Annotated in this window: 10 protein-coding genes; 9 read left to right on the forward strand and 1 reads right to left on the reverse strand. The window is 73.2% G+C overall.

What is annotated here, in order from left to right; translation table 11 throughout:
• The first annotated feature begins 74 nt into the window (after positions 1–74).
• The 9 genes from rpmI to ACFY93_RS03790 all read left to right on the forward strand — a co-directional run bounded on the left by rpmI (position 75) and on the right by ACFY93_RS03790 (position 10,589).
• Positions 75–269: a 50S ribosomal protein L35 gene (rpmI, locus tag ACFY93_RS03750; RefSeq protein WP_007829094.1), complete on the forward strand. Its 195-nt coding sequence runs from the start codon at positions 75–77 to the stop codon at positions 267–269.
• Between the two features lie 99 nt (positions 270–368).
• A complete protein-coding gene (gene rplT / locus ACFY93_RS03755; protein ID WP_019325184.1) occupies positions 369–752 on the forward strand; it encodes a 50S ribosomal protein L20 in 384 nt (127 codons plus the stop codon).
• Between the two features lie 131 nt (positions 753–883).
• Positions 884–1,732, forward strand: coding sequence for a TrmH family RNA methyltransferase (locus tag ACFY93_RS03760; protein WP_391353266.1), 849 nt, complete (start codon positions 884–886; stop codon positions 1,730–1,732).
• A 110-nt stretch (positions 1,733–1,842) separates the two neighbouring features.
• A complete protein-coding gene (locus tag ACFY93_RS03765; RefSeq protein WP_391353268.1) occupies positions 1,843–3,015 on the forward strand; it encodes an ATP-binding protein in 1,173 nt (390 codons plus the stop codon).
• A 163-nt stretch (positions 3,016–3,178) separates the two neighbouring features.
• Positions 3,179–4,300, forward strand: a complete 1,122-nt coding sequence (pheS, locus tag ACFY93_RS03770) for a phenylalanine--tRNA ligase subunit alpha (protein ID WP_391353270.1) — start codon at positions 3,179–3,181, stop codon at positions 4,298–4,300.
• The gene (pheT, locus tag ACFY93_RS03775) at positions 4,300–6,867 is read left to right on the forward strand and encodes a phenylalanine--tRNA ligase subunit beta (protein ID WP_391353272.1); all 2,568 of its coding nucleotides are present in this window, start codon (positions 4,300–4,302) and stop codon (positions 6,865–6,867) included. The genes pheS and pheT overlap by 1 nt, the downstream gene beginning before the upstream one ends.
• 250 nt (positions 6,868–7,117) lie before the next feature.
• Positions 7,118–8,248, forward strand: coding sequence for a SpoIIE family protein phosphatase (locus ACFY93_RS03780; protein ID WP_391353273.1), 1,131 nt, complete (start codon positions 7,118–7,120; stop codon positions 8,246–8,248).
• A 248-nt stretch (positions 8,249–8,496) separates the two neighbouring features.
• On the forward strand, positions 8,497–9,837 hold the full coding sequence (locus tag ACFY93_RS03785) for a transcriptional regulator (RefSeq protein WP_391353274.1): 1,341 nt from the start codon (positions 8,497–8,499) through the stop codon (positions 9,835–9,837).
• 212 nt (positions 9,838–10,049) lie between these two features.
• A complete protein-coding gene (locus tag ACFY93_RS03790) occupies positions 10,050–10,589 on the forward strand; it encodes an NUDIX domain-containing protein (RefSeq protein WP_391353276.1) in 540 nt (179 codons plus the stop codon).
• 88 nt (positions 10,590–10,677) lie between these two features.
• Here ACFY93_RS03790 and ACFY93_RS03795 read toward each other — a convergent pair whose 3' ends face one another.
• Positions 10,678–11,550, reverse strand: coding sequence for a 3-hydroxybutyryl-CoA dehydrogenase (locus ACFY93_RS03795; RefSeq protein ID WP_391353278.1), 873 nt, complete (start codon positions 11,548–11,550; stop codon positions 10,678–10,680).
• Positions 11,551–11,708: the final 158 nt, after the last annotated feature.

The raw sequence follows: 11,708 nt of genomic DNA on the forward strand, positions 1-11,708 counted from the left end.
CACGAATGACGTTCCACCGTGCCCGGTCCCCGGACCGGGCACCGGAACGCCACTGACGAGGAGAGAACGGCGCCATGCCGAAGAACAAGTCGCACAGCGGTGCCAGCAAGCGCTTCAAGGTCACCGGCTCCGGCAAGGTGCTCCGTGAGCGCGCCGGCAAGCGCCACCTGCTCGAGCACAAGTCGTCGCGTCTGACGCGTCGCCTCACCGGCAACGCCGAGATGGCCCCGGGCGACGCCAAGAAGATCAAGAAGCTTCTCGGCAAGTGATGGCGGGACGCGCCCACCGCGCGTCCGACCCCAGACCGGGACCCAATCGTTTTCGGGTCGTGTGAGTCCAACCACGGCCCCGCTACAAGGAGTCAACAAGTGGCACGCGTCAAGCGGGCAGTCAACGCCCACAAGAAGCGCCGGGCGATCCTCGAGCAGGCCTCCGGCTACCGCGGTCAGCGTTCGCGCCTGTACCGCAAGGCCAAGGAGCAGGTCACCCACTCGCTGGTCTACAACTACAACGACCGCAAGAAGCGCAAGGGCGACTTCCGTCAGCTGTGGATCCAGCGCATCAACGCCGCTGCCCGCGCCAACGGCATCACGTACAACCGCTTCATCCAGGGTCTGAAGGCCGCCAACATCGAGGTGGACCGCAAGATCCTCGCGGAGCTGGCCGTCAACGACGCCGGTGCGTTCGCCGCCCTGGTCGAGGTCGCCCAGAAGGCGCTGCCGTCGGACGTGAACGCGCCCAAGGCCGCGTGACGCCCGCGCCGGCCCCGCCGGATGTGAACCGGACCCGCAGGCCCCCGCGGCCTGCGGGTCCGGTGCGTCCGGCCCCGCCGGCCGCCCGCAGCGTCCCCGATCCGCCCCCCTCCCTTCACCCGAGGTGACCCATGTCCGCCGCCCCTGAACCGGTCTCGCCGCGTTCGCCACGCGTCTCCGCCGCCCGGAGGCTGGCCCGGCGGAACTTCCGGGGCAAGGAGCGGCTGTTCCTCGCCGAGGGGCCGCAGGCCGTGCGCGAGGCCGCCGGACACCGGGCGGCGGGCACCGGCACCGCCACCCTCGTCGAGCTGTTCGCCACCGCCGAGGCCGCCGAGCGCCATGCCGGCATCGTCGCGGCCGCCCGCGACGCCGGGGCCCGCGTCCACCTGGCCGCCGACGAGGTCATCGCCGACATCTCGACCACCGTCACCCCGCAGGGGCTCGTCGGGATCTGCCGCTTCCTCGACACCCCGTTCGAGGAGATCCTGCGCACCCGCCCCCGGCTCGTCGCCGTCCTCGCGCATGTACGCGACCCCGGGAACGCCGGGACGGTCCTGCGGTGCGCGGACGCGGCCGGGGCCGACGCGGTGGTGCTCACCGACGCCTCCGTCGACCTCTACAACCCCAAGTGCGTGCGCGCGAGCGTCGGCTCGCTGTTCCATCTGCCGGTGGCCGTCGGCGTCCCCGTCGAGCGCGCCGTCGAAGGCCTCAAGGAGGCGGGAGTCCGCATCCTCGCGGCCGACGGCGCCGGGGACGACGACCTCGACGACGAGCTCGACCACGGCACCATGGACGTGCCCACCGCCTGGGTCTTCGGCAACGAGGCCTGGGGGCTCCCGGTGGAGACCCGGGCGCTGGCCGACGCCGTCGTGCGCGTGCCGATCCACGGAAAGGCCGAGAGCCTGAACCTCGCGACCGCCGCCGCCGTATGTCTGTACGCGTCCGCCCGCGCCCAGCGCGCCCGCGGCGCTCGCGCCTGAGGACGCCGGTGCCCGCGGCCTCCGTCCCTCAGGGGGTCCGCTCCGTCACGGAGAGCTAGTAGGGTGACGGGCTCGGGGGCCCTGCGCCGGACGAGAGGTGGGGTACGGGGATGAGTGTCGGTACGAGCGGGGCGCACAGGGCGCCGCGGGCCCGGGACGGGCGCGGCGCGTCCGGGTTCCCGCGCGGCGATCTCACCGGCCTCGGCATCGGCCCCGACGACCTGCCCGACGGACTCGTCGTCGCCGACGAGCACGGCCGGGTGATCTGCTTCAACGCCGCGGCCGCGAGGATCACCGCCCTCCCCGCCGCCGACGCCCTCGGCGGGCGGCTGGAGAAGGTCCTGCCCCTGGAGGACCTCGAAGGCCGCCGCTGGTGGCAGCTGACCGACCCGTACGGGGGTCTCGCGATCCGCGTCGCACAGCCCGAGCGCAACCTGCTGCTGCCGGGCGCCCGCGAGGTCCTCGTCTCCGCGCGGTACGTGCGCACCCGGCCCACCGGCCCCGTCCACCGCGTCGTCGTCAGCCTCCGCGACACCGAGGCCCGCCGCCGCACCGAGCGCAGCCACGCCGAGCTGATAGCCACCGTCGCCCACGAACTGCGCTCCCCGCTCACCTCCGTGAAGGGCTTCACGGCGACCCTGCTCGCCAAGTGGGAACGGTTCACCGACGACCAGAAGAAGCTGATGCTGGAGACGGTGGACGCCGACGCCGACCGGGTCACCCGGCTCATCGCCGAACTCCTCGACATCTCCCGCATCGACTCCGGCCGCCTCGAGGTGCGCCGCCAGCCCGTCGACATCGGCGCCGCCGTCGGACGGCACATCCAGGCGTACGTCGCCGCCGGCCAGCCCGCCGACCGCTTCCTGCTGCGGATCGAGCACCCCCTGCCCGCCCTGTGGGCAGACCCCGACAAGATCGACCAGGTGCTCAGCAACCTGCTGGAAAATGCGGTGCGCCACGGCGAGGGAACCGTCACCATCGACGTGACGCCCTCGGCGCCCCCGCGGGAGCGCGGTCGCACCGAGAACACCGAGGGCGCAGAGCACGCGGCCACGTCGGTCACCGTGAGCGACGAGGGCCCCGGCATCCCGGAGGAGTCCATGAACCGCGTCTTCACCCGCTTCTGGCGGGGCAGCAAACGCGGCGGCACGGGCCTGGGCCTCTACATCGTCAAGGGCATCGTCGAGGCCCACGGCGGCACCATCACGGTCGGCCGCGCCCCCGCCGGCGGCGCGGAGTTCCGATTTACGTTGCCCGTGAGCACCCCGGCGTATCTCCAGTAACGCCGCACGAGGGCCCACGGGCGCGTCCGCACACCCTGCGAGGTTCACCTCGCACCCCCGTTAGACTCGGCCTTTGGCACCTTCGCGTCCCCGTTCAGGGACCGATGCGTCTCCGAGCCGCGGACGGGGACCCACAGCCAGCCAACCGGAAGCACGGGAAGAGATGTCGGCACCGAATAAGTCGTACGACCCTGTAGAGGTCGAGGCCTTGAAACCGGAAGAGATCGAGCGCATGCGGGACGAGGCGCTCGCCGCCTTCGCCGCCGCCGGTGACCTCGACGCGCTCCAGGAGGCGAAGGTCGCCCACACCGGCGGCACCTCGCCGCTGGCCCTCGCCAACCGCGAGATCGGCGCCCTGCCCCCGCACGCCAAGGCCGACGCGGGCAAGCGGGTCGGCCAGGCGCGCTCCGCCGTGAACAAGGCGTTCGCCGCCCGGCAGGCCGAGCTGGAGGCGGAGCGCGACGCCCGCGTCCTGGTCGAGGAGGCCGTGGACGTCACGCTGCCCCACGACCGGGTGCCGGCCGGCGCCCGGCACCCGCTGACCACGCTCTCGGAGCGCATCGAGGACGTCTTCGTCGCCATGGGCTACGAGGTCGCCGAGGGTCCCGAGGCCGAGGCCGAGTGGTTCAACTTCGACGCCCTGAACATCGGTCCGGACCACCCGGCCCGAGGCGAGGCCGACACCTTCTTCGTGCAGGGGCCGGACGGCGGCACCGAGTCGGGCGTGGTGCTGCGCACCCACACCTCGCCCGTGCAGATCCGCTCCGCGCTCGACCGCGAGCCGCCGGTCTACGTGATCTGCCCCGGCCGCGTGTACCGCACCGACGAGCTGGACGCCACGCACACCCCCGTCTTCCACCAGGTCGAGCTGCTCGCCATCGACGAGGGCCTGACCATGGCGGATCTCAAGGGCACCCTGGACCACATGGTCCAGTCGCTGTTCGGCGCGGGGATGAAGACCCGGCTGCGGCCGAACTTCTTCCCCTTCACCGAGCCGTCCGCCGAGATGGACATGCTCTGCTACGTCTGCAGGGGCGAGTCCGTCGGCCACCCCGACCGGCCCTGCCGCACCTGCTCCAGCGAGGGCTGGATCGAGCTCGGCGGCTGCGGCATGGTCAACCCGCGGGTGCTCGTCGCCTGCGGCGTCGACCCGGAGAAGTACAGCGGATTCGCCTTCGGGTTCGGCATCGAGCGGATGCTGATGTTCCGCCACAACGTCGAGGACATGCGAGACATGGTCGAGGGTGACGTGCGCTTCACCCGGCCGTTCGGGATGGAGATCTGATGCGGGTCCCGCTTTCTTGGCTGCGGGAGTACGTCGACCTGCCTGCCACGCAGACCGGCCGTGACGTCCAGGCCAAGCTCATCTCGGCCGGGCTCGAGGTCGAGACCGTCGAGCACCTCGGTGCCGACCTCAAGGGCCCCCTCGTCGTCGGCCAGGTGCTGACCATCGAGGAGCTGGAGGGCTTCAAGAAGCCCATCCGGTTCTGCACCGTCGACGTGGGCCGGGCCAACGGCACCGGTGAGCCCCAGGAGATCGTCTGCGGCGCCCGGAACTTCGCCGTCGGCGACAAGGTCGTCGTGGTCCTGCCCGGCGCCACCCTGCCGGGCGGCTTCTCGATCAGTGCCCGCAAGACCTACGGCAAGACGTCCCACGGCATGATCTGCTCCGGCGACGAGCTGGGCATGGGCGACGACGGCACGCACGGCATCATCGTGCTGCCGCCCGAGTACGAGGCCGGCACCGACGCGATCGAGCTGCTGGAGCTCGTCGACGAGGTCCTCGACATCGCCGTCACCGCCAACCGCGGCGACTGCCTGTCACTCCGCGGTGTCGCCCGCGAGGCCGCCATCGCCTACGGCCTGCCGCTGCGCGACCCGGCCCTGCTCGACGTGCCGGGACCGAACGCCTACGGCTACCCGGTGAAGGTCTCCGACCCGGCCGGCTGCGACCGCTTCACCGCCCGCACGGTGACCGGGCTCAGCGCCGAGGCGCGCTCGCCGATCTGGCTCAAGCGGCGGCTCCAGAAGGTCGGCATGCGCCCGATCTCCCTCGCCGTCGACGTCACCAACTACGTGATGATGGAGCTGGGCCAGCCGCTGCACGCCTACGACCGCGGTCTGGTCAGGGGCACCGTCGGCGTGCGCCGGGCCGAGGAGGGCGAGAAGATCGTCACCCTCGACGGCGTCGAGCGGAAGCTGCACGCCGAGGACCTGGTCATCACCGACGACCGCGGTCCGATCGGGCTCGCCGGCGTCATGGGCGGCGCCGACACGGAGATCGCCGATCACGGCGACGCCGGGAACGCGACGAGCGACGTGGTCATCGAGGCCGCCCACTTCGACCAGGTGTCCATCGCGCGCACGGCCCGCCGCCACAAGCTGTCCTCGGAGGCCTCCCGCCGCTTCGAGCGCGGCGTGGACCCGCAGGCCGCCGCCGCTGCCGCGCAGCGCACCGTCGACCTGCTGGTGCTGCTCGCGGGCGGCACCGCCGAGGCCGGTGTCACCGAGGTCATCGCCCCGGCCGCGCCGCACACGATCACCGTCGCCGCCGACCACCCCGACAAGGTCGCGGGGGTGACGTACGGCCGGGAGACCGTCGTACGCCGCCTCCAGGAGGTCGGTTGCGACGTCTATGGAAATCCCGCCGCGTGGAACGCGTCGTTGGGGGGTGGTGGTCGGGCGACGGGCGGGCAGGACGAGCTGATCGTCACCGTGCCGTCCTGGCGGCCCGACCTCACCGACCCGAACGACCTGGCCGAAGAGGTCATCCGGCTGGAGGGCTACGAGAACCTGCCCTCCACGCTGCCCAGGCCGCCCGCCGGCCGGGGCCTGACCGCCCGCCAGCGGCTGCACCGCCGTGTCGGCCGCGAGCTCGCCGGGGCCGGGTACGTCGAGGCGCTGAACTACCCGTTCGTCAGCGAGCAGGTCTTCGACCAGCTCGGGCTGGACGGCGACGACCCGGCCCGCCGGGTCGTGAAGCTGGTCAACCCGCTCAGCGACGAGGAGCCGGCGCTGCGCACCTCGCTGCTGCCGGGCCTGCTCGGCGCGCTGCGCCGCAACGACGGCCGGGGCTCGCACGACCTCGCGCTGTTCGAGACCGGTCTGGTCTTCCGGCCGGGCGACGAGCGCGCGGCGGCCGCGAACCTGTCCGTCGACCGGCGTCCGAGCGAGGACGACATCGCCGCGCTGAACGCCGCGCTCCCCGCCCAGCCCCGGCACGTCGCGGTCGTCCTGGCCGGTGCCCGCGAACAGGCCGGCTGGTGGGGCAAGGGCCGCCCGGCGGACTGGGCCGACGCCGTCGAGGCCGCGCGGACCGTGGCCCGTGAGGCGGGCGTCGAACTGATCGTCCGCGGCGGCCGGTACGGACCGTGGCACCCGGGCCGCTGCGCCGAGCTCGCCGTCGTCTTGGACGGCACGGAGCACGTCGTCGGGCACGCGGGCGAACTGCACCCGCGCGTGGTGAAGGCGCTGAACCTGCCCGCGCGCACCTGCGCCATGGAGCTCGACCTCGACCGGGTGGAGCAGGCGGGCGGCGGGGCCCTGCGGGCACCGAGGATCTCCGGGTTCCCGGTGGCCACCCAGGACGTCGCGCTCGTCGTCGACACGTCGGTCCCGGCCGGCGACGTCGAGGGGGCGCTGCGCGAGGGCGCCGGTGAACTCCTCGAGTCCATCCGTCTGTTCGACGTCTTCACCGGCGAGCAGATCGGCGAGGGCCGCAAGTCCCTGGCGTACGCGCTGCGCTTCCGCGCCGCCGACCGCACCCTGACCGTCGACGAGGCCTCCGCGGCCCGCGACGCGGCCGTCGCCCTGGCGGCCCGGCGCACGGGAGCGGTGCTGCGCGGAGTGTGAACCCGGCCCGGCGGTGCCCCCGGCCGGGGCACCGCCGGGCGCCGCGCGAGGCTCGATCGGAGGGCGTGTCCGGAGTCCCGGGCGCGCCCTCCGGCGCGTTCCGCCCGCCCCTCGACGCCCGTACGGATACCTCACTCGTTCGGGTGACAAGTCAGGGCGTTCCATCCCGTTCGGGGCATGTGGTCGACAGAATCGGACCGGCCTCTCGGGGCCGGTCCACGCTGTCAGGGCCTATTGGGGGGCCGTCGGCATGACTCGTATCAAGGCTGGGCCTCCCCGAAGGTCAGGGCGCCCGGCACCGCCCGGCAGGGGCCTCGGGGCCGCCGTCGCCCGCACCATCCCGTCCGGGACCTCCCCGCGGCTGCGCCGCGCGCTGTCCCTCGGGCTGCCCACCCTGTGGGGCGCGACGGCGGTGACGTACAAGCTGACCTGCCCCCTCGCGCAGCAGACCGGACTCGGCGCCCGGCTGCTCAGCAGTGCCGTGTTCCTCGCGGTCGGCACCGGGCTGGTGTTCCATGTCCGGCGCGCGCTGCTGCGCGAGCTCAGGCAGGCCCGCGAGGCGGCGGGCGCCGCGCGGAGCGTGCTGCTGCGGCCGCTGCCGCCGCGGATCGAGGGGCTGAGGGTCGCGGCGGCGCAGCTCTCCGCGGACCGGGGCGCCCTCGTCGGCGGTGATCTGTACGAGGTGATCGCCACCGAGCACGGTGTCCGCGTGGTCATGGGCGACGTCCGCGGTCACGGGCTTCCCGCCGTCGCCACCGCGGCCGCCGTCCTCGGCAGTTTCCGCGAGGCCGTGCACGACGAGGACCGCCTCGACCGCGTCCTGAGGCGGCTGGAGCGGGCGCTCGAGAGGCATCTGCGGCAGCGGGCCCGGGGTGAGGCGGCCCCGGTGGGCACGGACCCCCACGACCCGGTGGCCGAGGAGTTCGTCACCGTGCTGCTGCTGGAGATCGGCGAGGACGGCCGGGTGAGCGCCCTCAACCGCGGCCACCCGTGGCCCTATCTGCTGCGCTCCCGCGCGGGCGCGGACGGCGCGCTGCACCGGGTGGAGCGATTGGTGGGCGGTGAGCCGCTGCCCCCGGCCGCCTGCGGCCGGCTCCCGCCCGGCGACGGCCTCCTGCTGCACACCGACGGCGCCGAGGACGCGCGCGACCGGCACGGCCGGTTCTTCCCGCTGCCGGCCGCGCTCACCGAAGCCCTCCGCGCCCAGCCGCACTCACCGCAGTCCGTCCTGCGGACCGTCTTCACGGGGCTGCTGCGCCACACCGGCGGAGCCCCCGCCGACGACGTCGCCCTGCTCGTCCTGCACAACGACCGGCCGCACGCCCCCGGACCGCGGGAGCCCGCCCCGCACGACCCGGCCGTCGCGCACCGCGCGCTCTGACCGTGCGGCGGGCGCCGTCCGCCCGGCCGCGGAGTGTCGGGCAGGCGGCCGGGCGGACGACGCGACGGGCCACCGCACTGTACGAGGGGGAGCCGGCGGCCCGGCCGGCCTCTTGCGAGGCATTTCAGTCAACCGGTACGGAACCCGTTGCGACAGCGCGCGTACCGCCCGTGTTCGCGCGTTCCGTTCACACCCCGTGTGAAGGGCCGGGCACTACCCTGTCGGCACCGAGCCACCGGAGGGCATCCATGCAGCCCAACACCCTGCTCGACGCGATACTCGACGAGGCCGGCGTCTCCCACGCGGGGCTCGCCGCCCACGTCAACCAGACGGGACGGGCACGCGGCCTCACCCTGCGCTACGAGCACACGGCGGTGGCCCGCTGGCTGAAGGGCCAGCGCCCGCGGGGACAGGTGCCCGACCTGATCTGCGAGGTGCTCGCGGCGCGGCTGCACCGCCCCGTCACCCTCGACGACATCGGCCTGGGCGTGCCCGGCGAACCGGCCGGCGCGCACGGCGCCTCGCTGAGCGGCTTCGTGGAGCGCGCCACCGCCCTGTGGCGCTCCGACGAGCAGCAGCGCCCGCACGTCCTCGGCGCCCCGGCCGTCACCGGGACACCCGCCGTGATGCCGGTGTGGGAGTGGGAGAACCCGCCCGAGGACGTGGACGTCTCGCGCGGCGGACGCCACCGGGTGAGCATGGCCGACATCGAGATGCTGCGGTCGGCCCGCGCGCACTACGAGGCGATGTACCGCAAGACGGGCGGCGTCGCGACCCGCACCCGGATCGTCGGATTCCTCAACTCCGAGACCGCGCCGCTGCTGCGCGGCAGTTACACCGACGCCACCGGGCGCCAGCTGCACCGTGCCACCGGCGGACTCGTCGCGGTCGCCGGCATCTGCGCCTACGACTCCGACGCGCACGGACTCGCCCAGCGCTACTTCCACCAGGCGCTGAGGCTCGCCAAGGCCAGCGGCGACCGGGGGCTGGGCGCCTACGTGATAGCGCTCCTCGTCAACCAGTCGCTGTTCATGCGGGAGTACCGGCAGTCCGTCGCCTTCGCGGAGGCCGCGCTGCGCGCCGCCGGCCGCCACATCACCCCGGCGCTCGCCTCCGACCTGTACGCGATGCAGGCCAAGGCGTACGCGCACCTCGGCGACGGCAGCGGCGCGCTGGCCTGCATCCGGCGCGCCGAACAGGCGGCGGAGCGCATCCGGCGCGGCCGTGAACCGGACGAGACGGGCTATGTGCAGCCGGGCCTGGTCAACGTGCAGGTGGCGGAGGCGCTGCTCAGCCTCGGCGATCTGGAGGCGGCGGCCGAGCACGCCGCGGCGGCCGTGGACACACCGGCGCACGACCGCGGCCGGGTGCACCGGCTCGCCATGCTCAGCCAGATCGAACTGCGGCAGGGCAACGCCGACAAGGCGGTGGCGACCGCGGTGCGGATGGCCGAGCAGGCGCGCGGCATGGAGTCGCAGCGGCTGCGGGACAGACTCCGGGCGGTGCGCGAACACCTGGTGCGCAACGGTTGCGCGGGCACGGCCGAGGCGGCCGAACTCATCGACGGGGCCCTGCGCGTACCGCTGTAGAGCGGCACGAGCGGCACGAGCGGCACGAGGGCGCGCTCCTCGGCGGCCGTGCGCCCACGCCACCGCCGCGTACGCCGCCACCGCCGCCGTACGACGCCGCCCGCCCGCTCCGCGCTCGCCCCCGCTGCCCCGCGCGCGGCCCTCCGTGAGCCCTGCTGCCGGGCCGTGCCTGCTGCGATATTGCCGTCTACTCGACGGAAGGTGGCAGAACCGTGCAGTGGACGAAAGAAAACGAACAAACTGTGTATGAGAACCGCTGGTTCAGCGTCAACCTCGCGGATGTGGCACTGCCGGACGGCCGGCACATCGATCACTTCTTGATACGGCTGCGGCCCGTCGCCGTCGCCACCGTCGTGAACGAGGCCAACGAGGTGCTGCTGCTGTGGCGGCACCGCTTCATCACCGACAGCTGGGGGTGGGAACTCGCGGCGGGCGTCGTCGAGGACGGCGAGGACATCGCCGAGGCGGCGGCGCGGGAACTGGAGGAGGAGACGGGATGGCGGCCGGGGCCGCTGCGCCATCTCCTGAGCGTGGAGCCCTCCAACGGGCTCACCGACGCCCGGCATCACGTGTACTGGGCCGACGAGGGCACGTACACCGGTCACCCCGTGGACGACTTCGAGTCGGACCGCCGGGAGTGGGTGCCGCTGAAGGTCGTCCCCGATCTGGTGGCCCGCGGCGAGGTCCCGGCCGCGAACATGGCGGCGGCGCTCCTGCTGCTGCACCATCTGCGGCCGGGCCAGGACGGCTGACGCACGCGTTCCCCGCGCCCGGGAGCCGGGCGCGGGGAACGGGGGCGGCACGAGGACAGCGGAAGCCGACCCAGGGCCCCGTGGGCGGTCAGCCGTACGTGTAGAAGCCCGAGCCCGACTTGCGGCCCAGCCGGCCCGCGTCGACCATCCGCTGCAGCAGCGGGGGAGCGGCGTACAGCGGCTCCTTGTACTCGTCGTACATGCTCTGCGCGACCGAGGCGACCGTGTCCAGACCGATCAGGTCGGAGAGCTTCAGCGGGCCCATCGGGTGGGCGCAGCCGAGCTCCATGCCGTTGTCGATGTCCTCGCGGCTGGCGATGCCCGACTCGAACATCCGGATCGCGGAGAGCAGGTACGGGATGAGCAGCGCGTTGACCACGAAGCCCGAGCGGTCCTGAGCGCGGATCGCGTGCTTGCCGAGGATCTTCTCGACCAGTGCCTGCGCGCGGCTCAGGGTGCCCTCGGAGGTGGTCAGCGCAGGGATCAGCTCGACGAGCTGCTGCACCGGTGCCGGGTTGAAGAAGTGGATGCCGATGACCTGGTCGGGGCGCGAGGTCGCGACGGCGAGCTTGACCAGGGGGATCGAGGAGGTGTTGGAGGCGAGGATCGCGTCCTGCCGGGTCACCACCTGGTCGAGCACCTGGAAGATCTCGGTCTTCACCTGCTCGTTCTCGACGACCGCCTCGATCACCAGGTCGCGGTCGGCGAACTCGCCGAGGTCCGTGGTGAAACTGAGCCGGTGCTGGGTGGCGGTGAGCTCGTCTTCGGAGATCTTTCCGCGTCCGGCGGCCTTGGCGAGGGAGTTGAACAGCCGGGTGCGGCCGATCTCCAGGGCCTCGCCGGTGGTCTCGGCGACCTTGACGTCGAGGCCGGCGCGCGCGCACACCTCGGCGATGCCCGCTCCCATCTGGCCGCAGCCCACCACTCCGACGCGCGAGATGTCTCCCGGGGTGTCCGTCACATCGTCCCTTTCGCAGATCAACGGGCCTGGGCAGGTTCCCGTGGTCCGGTGCCTGCTCCGATCGTGCACGTTACTCCGGAGGCACCGTTGATCGATCGTCCGGGTGGCGCCATGCTGCATGCCAGGACGGTCCGTGACGGAGCGGATCCACTGTGTTC

The sequence above is a fragment of the Streptomyces sp. NPDC008313 genome (assembly GCF_042956125.1).
In the GTDB taxonomy this organism is placed as follows: Bacteria; Actinomycetota; Actinomycetes; order Streptomycetales; family Streptomycetaceae; genus Streptomyces.

What these genes read in the sequence shown, in the direction of transcription:
- rpmI (WP_007829094.1), top strand. Translation starts at nt 75, where the DNA reads ATGCCGAAGAACAAGTCGCACAGCGGTGCCAGCAAGCGCTTCAAGGTC.
- ACFY93_RS03760 (WP_391353266.1), top strand. Translation starts at nt 884, where the DNA reads ATGTCCGCCGCCCCTGAACCGGTCTCGCCGCGTTCGCCACGCGTCTCC.
- ACFY93_RS03765 (WP_391353268.1), top strand. Translation starts at nt 1,843, where the DNA reads ATGAGTGTCGGTACGAGCGGGGCGCACAGGGCGCCGCGGGCCCGGGAC.
- pheS (WP_391353270.1), top strand. Translation starts at nt 3,179, where the DNA reads ATGTCGGCACCGAATAAGTCGTACGACCCTGTAGAGGTCGAGGCCTTG.
- pheT (WP_391353272.1), top strand. Translation starts at nt 4,300, where the DNA reads ATGCGGGTCCCGCTTTCTTGGCTGCGGGAGTACGTCGACCTGCCTGCC.
- ACFY93_RS03780 (WP_391353273.1), top strand. Translation starts at nt 7,118, where the DNA reads ATGACTCGTATCAAGGCTGGGCCTCCCCGAAGGTCAGGGCGCCCGGCA.
- ACFY93_RS03785 (WP_391353274.1), top strand. Translation starts at nt 8,497, where the DNA reads ATGCAGCCCAACACCCTGCTCGACGCGATACTCGACGAGGCCGGCGTC.